Source organism: Ruegeria marisflavi (assembly GCF_025673445.1).
Classification (GTDB): Bacteria; Pseudomonadota; Alphaproteobacteria; order Rhodobacterales; family Rhodobacteraceae; genus Ruegeria_B; species Ruegeria_B marisflavi.
Genome location: NZ_JAOVQN010000004.1, coordinates 127,428 through 142,142 on the forward strand (window position 1 = coordinate 127,428; position 14,715 = coordinate 142,142).

Sequence of the window (14,715 nt, forward strand, 5' to 3'; positions counted from 1 at the left end):
ATCATGGCAAACAGCAAACGTACCCTGTTTCTGAAGCGCCGCATGCGCGTTCGGAACAAGCTCCGCAAGGTCAACGCAGGGCGTCTTCGCCTCAGCGTGCACCGCTCGAACAAGAACATCAGCTGCCAGCTGATCGACGACGTTCGCGGCGTGACCCTTGCCGCCGCATCGACCATGGAGAAAGACCTGGGCGTGGTTGGCAAGAACAACGTCGAAGCGGCCAAGAAAGTGGGCGCGGCAATCGCCGAGCGCGCAGCCAAGGCCGGTGTGACCGAAGCTTACTTCGATCGTGGCGGCTTCCTGTTCCACGGCAAGGTGAAGGCCCTGGCCGACGCCGCGCGTGAAGGCGGGCTGAAGATCTAAGACTTGCGGGGGGCGCACGCCGCCCCCCCGATGATCCGGGGCCGCGCCCGCGCGGCCACCATGGATCGGAGACAACGGCGCCCAGGCGCCAACAGAGAAAGAGGAATGCCGCATGGCAGAACGTGAAAACCGCCGGGGCAACCGCCGCGACCGCGAGGAAGCAGCCCCCGAATTCGCCGACCGTCTGGTCGCGATCAACCGCGTGTCGAAAACCGTCAAGGGCGGTAAGCGCTTCGGCTTCGCCGCTCTGGTGGTCGTGGGCGATCAGAAAGGCCGCGTCGGCTTTGGCAAGGGCAAGGCAAAAGAAGTGCCCGAGGCCATCCGCAAGGCCACCGAACAGGCTAAGCGTCAGATGATCCGCGTGCAGCTGCGCGAAGGCCGCACCCTGCATCACGACATCGAAGGCCGTCACGGCGCCGGTAAGGTCGTCATGCGGGCCGCGCCCGAAGGTACCGGTATCATCGCCGGTGGTCCGATGCGCGCCGTGTTCGAAATGCTGGGCGTCAAGGACGTGGTGTCCAAGTCGCTGGGCAGCGCGAACCCCTACAACATGATCCGCGCCACCATCGACGGCCTGAAGAAAGAGCAGAGCCCGCGCTCTGTCGCACAGCGCCGCGGCAAAAAGGTCGCCGACATCCTGCCCAAGCGGGACGAAGCACCGGCTGCTGAAGCCGTCGAAGCGTAAGGAGTCGTCACCATGGCAAAAACCATCGTCGTCAAGCAGATCGGCTCGCCGATCCGCCGTCCCGCCGAACAGCGCGCTACCCTGATCGGCCTGGGCCTGAACAAGATGCACAAAACCCGCGAGCTGGAGGATACTCCCTCGGTCCGCGGCATGATCCGCAAGATCCCGCATCTGGTCGAGATCGTCGAAGAGCGCGGCTGATACCTGCACCGGGCGTCTTGCCCCTGCGGTGTATATCCGACACAGACAGCGCCCCTGGCATCTGCCGGGGGCGTTTGCTTTTGCGGCGACGCTTTCGCGGGGCATTGCCAAAAACCGGACTTCTGTTAGCCTGATTAGGCCCGGACATTCGCACCGCCTGTCCCAACCGGACCTATACGCGGCCTGTACCGGGCCCATGTCCGGCGGGCCGCCGGATGGCCCTTCCGAGGCCGAAAATGAACCATATTCCTTCTACCTCACCGGATGACAGCGGTTCCGCCATCTATCGCGATTTTCTGCAAACACCGCTGGCGCGGTCCGAGCGGCGCGCCGCCGGCAAGGCATTGCGGGAACGCACCCCGCGCGCGCATCACGGCATCTACGTGCCCCGGCCTGACCGGCCTGACCCCATTGCCACGATCCTCGCCCAGAACCAAGGCCGGGTCGAAAGCCTGGTTCCGGTCCGGATGGGCAGGATGCTGGCCTCGCCCTTTGCCTTTCTGCGCGGCTCGGCTGCGGTCATGGCGGCCGACCTGGCCCCGTCTCCGCGTACCGGCATCCCGGTGATGGCCTGCGGCGACATGCATGTGTCCAATTTCGGGCTGTTTGCGTCCGCCGAACGAAACCTCGTGTTTGCGATCAATGACTTTGACGAGACGCATCCCGGTCCCTGGGAATGGGACGTCAAGCGCCTGGCCGCCAGCGCGGCGGTCGCCGCCCGCTTTCTTGGCGGCGACCGTCATGCCGCGGAAGAGGCGGCGCATGCCGCTGTTTCGGGTTATGTCCGGTGGATCGACCGCTACAGCAAGCTCGGCCTGCTCGAAGTCTGGTATTGCCAGATCGACGAGCAGGATATTCTTGATGTCTGTCCAAAGGATCTGCGCAAGACGACCCGAAAGCTGTTGGACAAGGCCCGCGCCCGCGGCCACTTTACCGCGCTCGACCGGCTGACCCATACCGTCGATGGCGACCAGCGCCTGATCGAGGATCGCCCGATCATCGTCCGTGAAACTCACATGCCTGACGGGCGCAGCGTCGAACAGGCGCTGGACCGCATGCTCCAGTCCTATGTCGCATCGCTGTCCTACGACCGCCGCAGGCTGTTGATGCGCTACACGCTGATCGACGCGGTGCGCAAGGTCGTCGGCGTCGGCAGCGTCGGTTTGGAATGCTGGGTGCTGTTCCTGCGCGGCGAGGGCAAGGACGATCCGCTGTTCCTCCAGGTCAAGGAGGCCAGGCCCTCGGTGCTGGCACCCTATGCCGAATCCCAACTGCCGATGGAAAACCAGGGTCACCGGGTCGTCGCGGGCCAACGGCTGATCCAGGGGTCGCCCGACATCTTTCTGGGCTGGGGGCCGAACGACGGGGTGCCGGGCAAACAGTACTATGTCCGCCAACTGGCCGACATGAAGGGTGGGGTGAAGTTCGCCGAAGGTGACAAGGCGGCAGTCAAGGGGCTTGCCAGTTACGCCAGGCTCTGTGGCCGGGCCCTGGCATTGGCGCATGCCAAATCGGGCGATGCGGCAATGATCTCGGGCTATTGCGGGTGCAGCGACGCCTTGCCAGATGCGCTGGCGCGCTTTGCCCTCGCCTATGCCGAACAGACCGAAGCCGACCATGCGGCGCTGGACAAGGCCGCCCGCGCTGGGCGGTTCGCCTATGTGGTTGGTAAATGACCGCTGCCGCTAAGCCACGGCATGATCCGCAAGATCCCGCATTTGGTCGAAAAAGAAGAAGTGCACGGCTGACGCGGGCGGTGGGCAAAATGCCCACCCTACGGGACAGCCCGGAACAAGGTTCCCGATTGCAACCGGGGGTTTATCCGTTGGAGCCCCGACCGTGTGATCAACTTCGCGTGTGCTGGCATGACGTGGGATGCAGAGCGGCCGCATCCCGCCTAACCTGCCGCCATGGCCCGCATCGACTATTTCTATTCCGCCCATTCCGCCTATGCCTATCTCGGCGCGCAAGAGCTTTACCGCATCTGCGCCGCGCATCCCGGCACGGAAATGGTGCATCGCCCGATGCTGCTGAGCCCGGTGGTCGAGGCGGCGGGCGGTCTCTCGTTCGCCGCGCGCAGCCAGGCGCATGTGGACTACTTCTTTGGCCGCGAGATCGAACGCTGGGCGGAGTGGCGCGGCGCGCCGGTGATCGATCACCGCCCGACCTATCATGACAATCCGCTCGACCTGCCCAACGGGGTGATCATCGCGGCGCAACGGGCCGGGCTGGATGTGAACACGCTGTCTTTTGCAATTCTTCAGGCCCATTGGCGCGACGATGCCGATATCGCCGATCCTGGCCTGCTGCACCGCCTGATCGCGGCCCTGGGCTTGGACCCCAACGCGCTGTTGGCCGCCGCGCGATCGGAGCCCGTCCTGGCCGAACAGGCCGCCAACACGCAAGAGGCGATAGACCGGGCCCTGTTCGGATCGCCCAGCTATGTGGTCGATGGCGACCCGTTCTTTGGACAGGACCGGCTGGATCTGGTCGCCCGAGCCCTGATCCAACCGTTTCGGCCCGATTCCTGGCGCAACCCGCCGGTGGGCTGACCCCACGCCCTCCGAGCAATCGCCAAACCGCCCCCAGACGCCGGAAGAGACCTCAGAAGAAGTCCCAGATGATCGGGGCCAGGCCCGGGTTCAACTCGCTGGGCAAGGCCAGTTCCACGGCATCGACGCCAGACAGAAGGGTAACGGTTGCGATCAAACGCAGATCGGGCTCGCCTTCCGCTCGATGCAGGATATCGAGCGACGATGAGGTGCGATTGCCATCGGCGTCATAAATCTCTCCGTCGCCGCCCGCCCGCGCAAAGAAGGAATTCCGTGCATAGAGATCGCCATCGACGATCAACCGATCCCCCTCTCCAGGGTTGAAATCGACAATCGTCAACTGACCCATGGGGTTCAGCAGGAAGGTATCTGCCCCCGCCCCGCCGTCGGCCATATTGATGCCAAAGTCGCCATACAGGAAATCGTCGCCATCGCCACCATAAAGGCTGTCGTTGCCATCGCCGCCGGCCATTGTGTCGTTTCCGGCACCGCCATGCATCTCATCCCGATCGCTCCCGCCCCGCAACTCGTCATTGCCGTCGCCGCCGTCGATCGTGTCGTTGCCATAGGCGCCCTGCACGGTGTCGTTGCCTTCGCCGCCTTCGATCAGGTCATAGGAGTTCCAGTAGTCGGTGATCTCCCAGGACTCGGCCAGCAGGTCATCGCCGACACCGCCATAGATCGTGTCGCCGCCTTCGCCGCCGTCTATCGTGTCATTGCCGTCCTGACCGCTGATCTGGTCGTTGCCGCCACCGCCGGTGATCGTATCGTCACCCGCGCCGCCCGCGATGGTGTCTTGTGACAGGCCGCCGTCGATCTCGTCATTGCCGTTGCCGCCATCCAGCACGTCGGCGCCGTCATTGCCCTGAATCGTGTCGTCGCCACCCAGACCGTTCAGCACGTCAGCCCTTGCGGTACCTACCATCAGGTCCGGGCCATCCGTACCGTCCACGTTCAAACCGGGTTCAAGAACCCCGTCCACGATGCGGAATTGCCAGACTCCAGCGACGCCTGTGTTTCCGGGCGTATCATCCAAGGCATAGGAGGGAATGCCAGTGTACGATTCGCTGGATAAGAGCGTTGACCCCCGTTCCGCCGTCAGCCCAGCCCGGTACCACGACAACTGGGACACACCCATGTCGGCATATCGAAAGATGACTTCCGCATCACCTTCACCAAGGTCCAACAGCTCCATTTGGAACGTATAGCTAGGTTCGTAGTTCTGATAGGATCTCCCGATCATGTTCCAGGTTACAACGACGGAGTCACGCTCGGTGTTCAGGTCCACGAACACGCCGCTTGCCGGGTCAGGTGGATTGCTGCTGTCCAAATGGTTGTTGAATGGAGCGATCGTGAATGTCTGATCGGGTCTCGGCCACCAGTCAGCACCATTAAAAGTCACACCGCCATTGGTTGAGACCCAGAAGCTGTCGAAGGTCTCGCCACCAAACAGAAACCCGTCCTCAAAAATTTCACCAAGAAACAGTTCCGAGGACACGCTGCCATCCCCGCGCGGGACCTGCGCGCCGCCAAAGGCAAGCAATGAATTGTCGGTTACAGGGGTGTAGTCGGTCATTGGAACCTCGCTTCTGAAAAATGATCGCCTCACCTGGGGTGATGCGTCGGTGGAAACACTCTTGGATTATGGAATATGAGCGCCGGGAAACCGAGCCGTAATTCTCCGGTCACCCGCCTCGGTTCACCTCAACCACAGCCATGCCGCCGCTGCATGGCGGCTAGACCAAAGCGTCCCTTGCTGATGCTGCAATGCAGCACTATCTGCCTCTCATCAACGAAACGATCAAAAATCAGGCAGTTGGGAAAGGCCCTGCTGCATCCGTAAGAGGTAAGAAAATGGCATACGCAACCGTCACCACCGACCACGCACCGTCGATCGCCGCCCGCATCCTGTCCGCCGTGAAATCCACGCGCGACGCATGGGCAAAGAACGCGTCCTACAAGCGCACGTTCAACGAGCTCGATCGTCTGTCGAACCGCGAACTGGCCGATATCGGTATCCGTCGCTGCGACATCAACGATATTGCCCGGTTCCACGTCTACGGCCGCTGATACGGCCCTACAGACCGGACGCTGCACCGCCCTCGGACACCCGGGGGCGTTCTGCTTTTCGGGGTGCTTGCATGAGTGGCGCACAGCGTCTATACGCCCCCGGTGGCCCTCCGTGGCCGCAGAATCAACAATCAAGAAACGCCGTGGTTGGCCTGTCACGCTTCGTGGGTCACATCCGGCAAGGAGAAGCGACATGAAACTGCATGAACTGAGCGACAATCCAGGCGCCGCCAAGAAACGGATGCGCATCGGCCGCGGCCCGGGCTCGGGCAAGGGTAAAACCGGTGGCCGGGGTATCAAGGGTCAGAAATCCCGTTCGGGTGTGGCCATCAACGGCTACGAAGGCGGCCAGATGCCGCTGTACCAGCGCCTGCCCAAGCGCGGCTTCAACAAGCCCAACCAAAAGAAATTCGCCGTCGTCAACCTGGGCCTGATCCAGAAGTTCGTCGAAGCCGGCAAGATCGACGCATCGGCTGCCGTGACCGAGGACGCCCTGGTCGCCTCGGGCCTCGTCCGCCGCAAGCTGGACGGTATCCGGGTTCTGGCCAAGGGTGACTTCAGCGCCAAGCTGAACATCGAAGTCACCGGCGCATCGAAAGCGGCTGTCGAGGCCGTCGAGAAAGCGGGCGGCTCGCTGAAGGTCACAATCGCTGCTGCGGCAGAGTAACGGGTTGTGAGCGGGCAAAGACCCGCTTACATAGACACCCAAGTTTTCCCGAAACGCCGCCCGAGCCGGAAAACGGTTCCGGGCGGCGTTTTTATCCAGAGAGACCGAGAATGGTATCAGCAGCAGAACAAATGGCGGCCAACACAAGCTGGGCTGCCCTGGGCAAGGCCACCGATCTGCGCAACCGCATCCTGTTTACCCTGGGGCTTCTGATCGTCTATCGCCTTGGCACCTTCATTCCGGTGCCGGGAATCGACGGCGTGGCCCTGCGTGAGTTCATGCAGCAGGCGGGGCAGGGCATCGGCGGCATGGTGTCGATGTTCACCGGCGGTGCGCTGGGGCGGATGGGCATCTTTGCCCTCGGCATCATGCCTTACATCTCGGCCTCGATCATCGTTCAGCTGCTGACGGCCATGGTGCCCTCGCTTGAGCAACTCAAGAAAGAGGGCGAACAAGGCCGCAAGAAAATCAACCAGTACACCCGTTTCGGTACAGTGGCGCTGGCCACAGTGCAGGCCTATGGCCTGGCCGTCTCGCTGGAATCGGGCGACCTGGCCACCGATCCGGGCATGTATTTCCGCTTTGCCACCATGATCACCCTGGTGGGCGGCACCATGTTCCTGATGTGGCTGGGCGAACAGATCACCGCCCGCGGCATCGGCAACGGCGTCTCGCTGATCATCTTCGTCGGCATCATCGCCGAGGTCCCCGCCGCCCTGGCCCAGTTCTTTGCCTCTGGCCGTTCGGGCGCCATCAGCCCCGCCGTGATCATCGCCATCATCCTGATGGTGATCGCGGTCATCACCTTTGTCGTGTTCATGGAACGTGCCCTGCGCAAGATCCACATCCAATATCCCCGCCGCCAGGTGGGCATGAAGGTCTATGACGGCGGCTCCAGCCACCTGCCGGTCAAGGTCAACCCGGCGGGTGTGATCCCGGCGATCTTCGCCAGTTCCCTCCTGCTGCTGCCGGTCACCATCTCGACCTTCAGCCAGGGTTCGGCGAGCGGCCCGGTCATGTCGTGGCTCCTGGCCAACTTCGGCCCCGGACAGCCGCTCTATCTGCTGTTCTTCGTGTCGATGATCGTGTTCTTTGCCTATTTCTACACCTTCAACGTCTCGTTCAAACCCGATGACGTGGCGCAGAACCTGAAGAACCAGAACGGCTTTGTTCCAGGCATCCGTCCGGGCAAGAAGACCGCCGAATATCTGGAATACGTGGTCAACCGCGTGCTGGTGCTGGGCTCGGCCTATCTGGCCGCCGTCTGCCTGCTGCCCGAGATCATGCGCGGCCAGTTCAACGTGCCGTTCTATTTCGGCGGCACTTCGGTGCTGATCATCGTCTCGGTGACGATGGACACGATCCAACAGGTCCAGAGCCATCTGCTGGCACACCAGTACGAAGGTCTGATCGAAAAATCGCAGCTTCGCGGCAAGAATCGCAAGCGCACGAACAGGAAGGGACCCGCGCGTCGATGAACATTATTCTGTTGGGACCCCCGGGTGCGGGCAAAGGCACCCAGGCGCGGCATCTGGTCGAAACCCGTGGCATGATCCAACTCTCGACCGGTGACATGCTGCGCGAGGCGCGCACCTCGGGCACCGAAATGGGCCAGAAGGTCGCCGCCATCATGGATGCAGGCAAGCTGGTCACCGACGAGATCGTCATCGGCCTGATCGAGGAACAGCTGACCACCAAGAAAGGTGCCGGTTTCATCTTCGACGGGTTCCCCCGTACCCTGGCCCAGGCCGACGCGCTGGCTGCGCTGCTGGCCAAGCATGGTCAATCGTTGCATACCGTGATCGAGATGCGCGTCGATGACGAGGCGCTGGTCAGCCGGATCACCGCCCGCTCGACCTGCGGCGGCTGCGGCGAGGTCTATAACGACATCACCAAACCGATTCCGGCCGACGGCAAGTGCAGCAATTGCGGCAGCACCGAGTTCAAGCGCCGCGCCGACGACAACGAAGACAGCCTGCGCACCAGGCTGATGGAATACTACAAAAAGACCTCGCCACTGATTGGTTATTACTATGCCAAAGGCGACCTGCGCCCGGTCAACGGATTGGCGGATATCAAGGAAGTCACCGCCTCGATCGAGGCGATCCTCGGCTGACATCGGTTAGGGGCTTGACGGCCCCGCCAAAAGCCCATATCGACCCCCATCCCCTATGGGAATCAACCGCGCGGGCGGGATTCGTTTCGTTTGTGCAAGACCACCTCAAAATGCTGGGCCCACTGGCTACACTGCCACGGTCAAGCGTTGTGAAAAAAGGTTCTGGAGCTACGGAACCGCAACGAAAAGGAAAGTGACACGTGGCACGTATTGCCGGCGTAAACATCCCGACTGCCAAACGGGTACCTATCGCCCTCACCTATATCACCGGAATCGGCAACACCTCGGCGAAAGCCATCTGTGAAGCCGTTGGCATCGACGCAGCCCGTCGTGTGAACCAGCTCAGCGATGCTGAAGTGCTGGCAATCCGCGAATACATCGACGCAAACTTCACCGTCGAAGGCGACCTGCGTCGCGAAGTTCAGATGAACATCAAGCGTCTGATGGACCTCGGCTGCTATCGCGGTCTGCGTCACCGCCGCAACCTGCCGGTTCGCGGTCAGCGCACCCACACCAACGCCCGTACCCGCAAGGGCCCGGCCAAGCCGATCGCCGGCAAGAAGAAGTAAGGGGGGCTGATCAATGGCACGCGACAAGACACGCACCACCAAGAAAAAAGAGCGTAAGAATATCGCATCGGGCGTGGCCCATGTGAACTCGACGTTCAACAACACCAAAGTCCTGATCTCGGACGTGCAAGGCAACGCCATCGCATGGTCGTCGGCTGGCACCATGGGCTTCAAGGGATCGCGGAAATCGACCCCTTACGCCGCTCAGCTGGCCGCCGAAGATGCCGGCCGCAAGGCGCAGGATCATGGCGTAAAGACGCTGGAAGTCGAAGTTCAAGGCCCCGGTTCGGGCCGTGAATCGGCTCTGCGCGCTCTGGCTGCCGTGGGCTTCAACATCACGTCGATCCGTGACGTGACCCCGATCGCCCACAATGGCTGCCGCCCGCCGAAGCGCCGCCGCGTCTAAGCGACCCAGAAATTACGCTGGGGCTGTGTCTGTGACACGGCCCCAGTCCGCCGTTTGAAACCTCGGGCGTTTGCACCTTCCTGGACATGGGGTGCGAACAGGAATGGAGGGATTACATGATCCACAAGAACTGGGCAGAACTGATCAAGCCGACCCAGCTTGAGGTCAAGCCGGGTAATGACCCGGCGCGCCAGGCCACCGTGATTGCCGAACCGCTGGAGCGTGGTTTTGGTCTGACCTTGGGTAACGCACTGCGCCGCATCCTGATGAGCTCGCTGCAAGGCGCAGCCATCTCCAGTGTGCAGATCGACAATGTCCTGCACGAGTTTTCGAGCGTGGCCGGTGTGCGCGAAGACGTCACCGACATCATTCTGAACCTCAAGCAGGTCTCGCTGCGCATGGACGTCGAAGGGCCCAAGCGCCTGTCGATCAATGCGAAGGGCCCGGCTGTTGTCACCGCCGGCGACATCAGCGAAAGCGCCGGTATCGAGGTTCTGAACCGCGACCACGTGATCTGTCACCTGGACGATGGTGCCGACCTGTTCATGGAACTGACCGTGAACAACGGCAAGGGCTATGTCTCGGCCGACAAGAACCGCCCCGAAGACGCACCCATCGGCCTGATCCCGATCGACGCGATCTATTCGCCGGTCAAAAAGGTCGCCTATGACGTGCAGCCCACCCGCGAGGGCCAGGTGCTGGATTACGACAAGCTGACCATGAAGATTGAAACCGACGGTTCGATCACTCCGGACGATGCCGTGGCCTTTGCCGCGCGGATCCTTCAGGATCAGCTGTCGATCTTCGTCAACTTCGACGAACCGGAATCGGCTGGCCGCCAGGACGAGGACGACGGACTGGAATTCAACCCGCTGCTGCTCAAGAAGGTGGACGAGCTGGAATTGTCGGTGCGTTCGGCTAACTGCCTCAAGAACGACAACATCGTCTATATCGGCGACCTGATCCAGAAGACCGAAGCCGAGATGCTCCGCACTCCGAACTTCGGCCGCAAGTCGCTCAACGAGATCAAGGAAGTGCTCTCGGGCATGGGCCTGCACCTCGGCATGGATGTCGAAGACTGGCCGCCCGACAACATCGAGGATCTCGCCAAGAAATTCGAAGACGCGTTCTAAGCGGTCTTCGGGCGTGGCGGCGGGCTGATTTCGCCGCCACGGGTTTTGTACAAAACGGTCAATCGGGGTTCCGGGGCCAGTACGAAACGGTCAATACGATGGGCAATTCCGCCCCAAGGAGAGTGGCCCACACGTAGGGTCGCCGGACAAAGCAAAACACGACACAAGGATTGAAATCATGCGTCACGCACGTGGCTACCGCCGCCTGAACCGCACCCACGAACACCGCAAGGCCCTGTTTTCCAACATGGCCGGCTCGCTGATCGAGCACGAACAGATCAAGACCACCCTGCCCAAGGCCAAGGAACTGCGTCCGATCGTTGAAAAGCTGATCACGCTGGGCAAGCGCGGTGACCTGCACGCCCGTCGTCAGGCCGCAGCTCAGCTGAAGGAAGACAAGGACGTCGCGAAACTTTTCGACGTACTTGCAGAACGTTACAAGGACCGTCAGGGCGGCTATGTCCGTATCCTGAAGGCCGGCTTCCGTTATGGTGACATGGCGCCGATGGCGATCATCGAACTGGTCGACCGCGACGTCGACGCCAAGGGTGCCGCCGACAAGGCCCGCGCAGAAGAAGAAGAATTGGCTGCCGAAGAGTAAGCATTCTGGGACCCGTCCCGATGCAACCCCGTCCGAACTTTCGGGCGGGGTTTTTCTTTGTTTTGCAAGGCATTGGATGTTGCCTTGCGGGCTGTCCGCCGGTTAGGTTTCGCTCATGTCGAAGCCGATCACCGCTGGATACTCAGGCAAACCGCTCTGGCAAAAACTGGGGTTCAAACCCGGCTGGATCGTGTGCCCCGTCAATCCGCCAGCCCAATACAAGGACCTGATGACCGGGGCCGATGGCGTACAGTTCGACACTGCGGCCACTGTCGCAAATGCGGTGCACCTGTTCCTCCACAGCCGCGAAGCGGTGGCAACCAAAGCGGCGCAACAGATATCCCGGCTGGCCCCCGGTGGCATGCTCTGGCTGTCCTGGGCCAAGAAAACCTCTCCGCTCCATACGGGCGTGACCGAAGACCTGCTGCGCGCCGAAGTTCTGCCGCTGGGCTGGGTCGACGTAAAGGTTTGCGCTGTCGACAGCGACTGGTCCGGGCTCAAGTTTCTGCGCCGGAGGAACTGACCGCGCGACTTGCATTTGTCGGATCGACCCCGCATATCCGTTTGGCAGCCGAAATCGGAGTTCCCATGATCCGCGCAACCCTGATCGCCCTGTCTACCTTGCTTTCCTTTCCCGCGGTCGCCGAAATCCGCGTGCCGTCCTCACAGTCGGAAATCGGTCTCGGCTTTGCCCCGGTGGTGAAAAAGGCGGCACCAGCAGTAGTCAACATATATGCCAAGATCATCACGGCGGGGCACAGCAGCCCAATGTTCAATGATCCGTTTTTTCAGGATTTTTTCCGGGGATTCGGATCGCCGCAGCCCCGGGTGCAGAACTCGCTCGGCTCGGGCGTGATCCTGTCGGATGATGGCTATGTCGTGTCAAACTACCATGTGGTCGGCATGGCATCGGAAATTCGGGTCGTCACCACGGATCGGCGTGAGTTTACCGCGCAGGTCGTTCTGGGCGATGAGGAAAGCGATATCGCCATCCTGCGGCTGGACAATGCGCGCGACCTGCCAAACCTGGCCTTGCGCGACAGCGACCGTATCGAGGTTGGAGAGTTGGTTCTGGCCATCGGCAACCCGTTCGGCGTGGGTCAGACGGTGAGCAGCGGCATCGTTTCGGGCCTTGCCCGGTCCGGGACCGCCACGGGAAATGCGCGGGGGTACTTCATCCAGACCGATGCGCCGATCAACCCCGGCAACTCTGGCGGTGCACTGATCGACGTCAACGGCGACCTGATTGGTATCAATACCTCGATCCTCAGCCGTTCCGGTGGGTCGAACGGGATCGGCTTTGCCATCCCCGCCAATCTGGTGGCCGAATTCCTGCGTCAGGCCCGGCACGGCAACACCAGTTTCAACCGCCCCTGGGCCGGTATGGCGGGCCAGCCGATGACCGCCGATATCGCCGAGTCGCTGGGCCTAACGATACCCGAGGGCGTGGTCATTTCCGACCTGCACCCGGAAAGCCCACTGGCAAAGGCCGGGTTCGCAGTTGGGGACGTGGTCACCGAGGTGGACGGGCAGCTTGTCAACTCACCCTCGGAGATGAAGTTCCGCATGTCCGTCGCGGGTATCGGCGGTACGGCCAAGATGACGCGATTTCGGCAGGGCGAGCGGAGCGAGTTACAGGTCGTCCTGACCGAGGCGCCGGATGATCCCCCGGCGCAGGAAACCGTTTTGGGCGAGCGCACCATCCTGCCCGGTCTGACCGTGGCCCGTTTGAACCCGGCGGTGATCGCGCGGCTTGGCCTGCCCCTGTCGGCAAGCGGTGTCGTGGTTCTGGATCCCGGCCCCTATGGCGCGCGGGCGGGCGTACAGCCAGGTGATGTTCTGGGAGCGATCAACGGCGAAGAGATCGAGAGCACCGCCGATGTCGAGCGGGCGCTGACCGAGACCGGGCGCTGGGTACGGATCGACTTGCAGCGCCGGGGTCAGTGGGTGTCGCTGCGGTTCCGGCTCTGACCCATGGCCGACCTGTTCGATACCGGGGCCGCCAGGCCGGAACGAGAGCCGCCGCGCCCGCTGGCGGACAGGTTGAGGCCGCAGAGCTTGGCCGAGGTGATCGGGCAACAACAGGTGCTGGGCCCTGAGGCGCCATTGGGCGTGATGCTGGCCTCGGGTTCTCTGTCGAGCCTTGTATTCTGGGGGCCGCCCGGGGTGGGCAAGACCACCATCGCCCGCCTGCTGGCGCAAGAGACTGACCTACATTTCGTGCAGATCAGCGCCATTTTTACCGGGGTGCCGGACCTGAAGAAAGTGTTCGAGGCGGCACGTATCCGGCGGGGCAACGGGCAGGGCACATTGCTGTTCGTCGACGAGATACACCGCTTCAACAAGGCGCAGCAGGACGGGTTCCTGCCGCATATGGAGGATGGCACCATCCTGCTGGTGGGGGCCACGACCGAGAACCCGTCGTTCGAGTTGAACGCCGCGCTCTTGAGCCGGGCGCAGGTGCTGGTGCTGGAGAGGCTGAGCGCCCAGGATCTGGAGCATCTGACCGCACGGGCCGAGCGCGAGTTGGGCCGCGAATTGCCACTGACACCCGAGGCGCGGCTGGCGCTTCAGGAAATGGCCGATGGCGACGGGCGCGCGCTGCTCAATCTGATCGAACAGGTGGCGGCGTGGAAAGTGGCGGCGCCGCTCGACCGCGAAGCTTTGGCGGCCCGGCTGATGCGGCGGGCCACCAAATACGACAAGAGCGGGGATGAGCATTACAACCTGATCTCGGCGTTGCACAAATCGGTGCGCGGCTCGGACCCGGACGCGGCGCTCTATTGGCTGGCGCGGATGCTGACGGGGGGCGAGGACCCGCGTTACCTGGCCCGCCGGATCACCCGGATGGCGGTCGAGGATATCGGGCTGGCCGATCCACAGGCCCAGTCGGTCTGCCTGCATGCCTGGGAAATCTACGAGCGGCTGGGCAGCCCCGAGGGCGAGCTGGCGCTGGCGCAGGCGATTGTCTATCTGGCATTGGCCCCGAAATCGAACGGGGCTTATGTGGGTTACAAGGCGGCGATGCGGCTGGCCAAGCAATCGGGCTCGGCGCCGCCGCCCAAACATATCCTGAACGCGCCCACCGGGCTGATGAAGGATCAGGGGTATGGCGCGGGCTATGCCTATGACCATGACGCCGAGGATGGGTTTTCCGGACAGAACTACTTTCCCGACGGGATGGAGCGGCCAGCGCTCTATCAGCCAGTCGAGCGGGGGTTCGAGCGGGAGTTGAAGAAGCGGTTGGACTATTTTGCCCGGCTGCGGGAGCAACGGAACGGATAGGCGGGCAGCCTGCGGGCGCCCCACCCGCCCTCCCGCGCCCGCAGGCTGCCCTTGGTCCCTTGACTCT

Annotated in this window: 17 protein-coding genes; 16 read left to right on the top strand and 1 reads right to left on the bottom strand. The window is 62.5% G+C overall.

Going from position 1 to position 14,715, the window contains the following annotated elements; all coding sequences use genetic code 11:
- Positions 1-3 precede the first annotated feature (3 nt).
- The 5 genes from rplR to OEZ49_RS05970 all read left to right on the top strand — a co-directional run bounded on the left by rplR (position 4) and on the right by OEZ49_RS05970 (position 3,801).
- On the top strand, positions 4-363 hold the full coding sequence (rplR, locus tag OEZ49_RS05950) for a 50S ribosomal protein L18 (protein WP_164131520.1): 360 nt from the start codon (positions 4-6) through the stop codon (positions 361-363).
- 112 nt (positions 364-475) lie between these two features.
- Positions 476-1,048: a 30S ribosomal protein S5 gene (rpsE, locus tag OEZ49_RS05955; RefSeq protein WP_164131521.1), complete on the top strand. Its 573-nt coding sequence runs from the start codon at positions 476-478 to the stop codon at positions 1,046-1,048.
- A 12-nt stretch (positions 1,049-1,060) separates the two neighbouring features.
- Positions 1,061-1,249 (top strand): 50S ribosomal protein L30, encoded by a 189-nt coding sequence (gene rpmD, locus OEZ49_RS05960; RefSeq protein WP_050605831.1) that lies wholly within the window; start codon positions 1,061-1,063, stop codon positions 1,247-1,249.
- Positions 1,250-1,485: 236 nt separating this feature from the next.
- On the top strand, positions 1,486-2,925 hold the full coding sequence (locus OEZ49_RS05965; RefSeq protein ID WP_263387447.1) for a DUF2252 domain-containing protein: 1,440 nt from the start codon (positions 1,486-1,488) through the stop codon (positions 2,923-2,925).
- 234 nt (positions 2,926-3,159) lie between these two features.
- Positions 3,160-3,801, top strand: a complete 642-nt coding sequence (locus OEZ49_RS05970) for a 2-hydroxychromene-2-carboxylate isomerase (RefSeq protein ID WP_263387448.1) — start codon at positions 3,160-3,162, stop codon at positions 3,799-3,801.
- Positions 3,802-3,853: 52 nt separating this feature from the next.
- On the opposite strand, the gene OEZ49_RS05975 is transcribed toward OEZ49_RS05970, so the two are convergent.
- Positions 3,854-5,377, bottom strand: coding sequence for a calcium-binding protein (locus OEZ49_RS05975; RefSeq protein WP_263387449.1), 1,524 nt, complete (start codon positions 5,375-5,377; stop codon positions 3,854-3,856).
- Between the two features lie 278 nt (positions 5,378-5,655).
- On the opposite strand from OEZ49_RS05975, the gene OEZ49_RS05980 reads away from it, so the two are divergent.
- The 11 genes from OEZ49_RS05980 to OEZ49_RS06030 all read left to right on the top strand — a co-directional run bounded on the left by OEZ49_RS05980 (position 5,656) and on the right by OEZ49_RS06030 (position 14,648).
- A complete protein-coding gene (locus OEZ49_RS05980) occupies positions 5,656-5,871 on the top strand; it encodes a DUF1127 domain-containing protein (protein WP_263387450.1) in 216 nt (71 codons plus the stop codon).
- 193 nt (positions 5,872-6,064) lie between these two features.
- Positions 6,065-6,538, top strand: coding sequence for a 50S ribosomal protein L15 (gene rplO, locus OEZ49_RS05985; RefSeq protein WP_164131525.1), 474 nt, complete (start codon positions 6,065-6,067; stop codon positions 6,536-6,538).
- Between the two features lie 110 nt (positions 6,539-6,648).
- A complete protein-coding gene (gene secY, locus OEZ49_RS05990) occupies positions 6,649-8,016 on the top strand; it encodes a preprotein translocase subunit SecY (protein ID WP_263387451.1) in 1,368 nt (455 codons plus the stop codon).
- On the top strand, positions 8,013-8,654 hold the full coding sequence (locus tag OEZ49_RS05995; protein ID WP_234140524.1) for an adenylate kinase: 642 nt from the start codon (positions 8,013-8,015) through the stop codon (positions 8,652-8,654). The genes secY and OEZ49_RS05995 overlap by 4 nt, the downstream gene beginning before the upstream one ends.
- A 200-nt stretch (positions 8,655-8,854) precedes the next feature.
- On the top strand, positions 8,855-9,223 hold the full coding sequence (gene rpsM, locus OEZ49_RS06000) for a 30S ribosomal protein S13 (RefSeq protein ID WP_164131528.1): 369 nt from the start codon (positions 8,855-8,857) through the stop codon (positions 9,221-9,223).
- A gap of 13 nt (positions 9,224-9,236) precedes the next feature.
- Positions 9,237-9,629: a 30S ribosomal protein S11 gene (gene rpsK / locus OEZ49_RS06005; protein WP_164131529.1), complete on the top strand. Its 393-nt coding sequence runs from the start codon at positions 9,237-9,239 to the stop codon at positions 9,627-9,629.
- A 116-nt stretch (positions 9,630-9,745) separates the two neighbouring features.
- A complete protein-coding gene (locus OEZ49_RS06010; RefSeq protein WP_263387452.1) occupies positions 9,746-10,762 on the top strand; it encodes a DNA-directed RNA polymerase subunit alpha in 1,017 nt (338 codons plus the stop codon).
- A 178-nt stretch (positions 10,763-10,940) separates the two neighbouring features.
- Entirely contained in the window at positions 10,941-11,363 is a 423-nt protein-coding gene (rplQ, locus tag OEZ49_RS06015) for a 50S ribosomal protein L17 (protein WP_263387453.1), read from the top strand.
- Positions 11,364-11,478: 115 nt separating this feature from the next.
- Complete coding sequence (locus OEZ49_RS06020) at positions 11,479-11,886, top strand: hypothetical protein (RefSeq protein WP_263387454.1); 408 nt, start codon at positions 11,479-11,481, stop codon at positions 11,884-11,886.
- 65 nt (positions 11,887-11,951) lie between these two features.
- Positions 11,952-13,334: a Do family serine endopeptidase gene (locus OEZ49_RS06025; protein ID WP_263387455.1), complete on the top strand. Its 1,383-nt coding sequence runs from the start codon at positions 11,952-11,954 to the stop codon at positions 13,332-13,334.
- A 3-nt stretch (positions 13,335-13,337) separates the two neighbouring features.
- Positions 13,338-14,648 (top strand): replication-associated recombination protein A, encoded by a 1,311-nt coding sequence (locus tag OEZ49_RS06030; protein WP_263387456.1) that lies wholly within the window; start codon positions 13,338-13,340, stop codon positions 14,646-14,648.
- Positions 14,649-14,715: the final 67 nt, after the last annotated feature.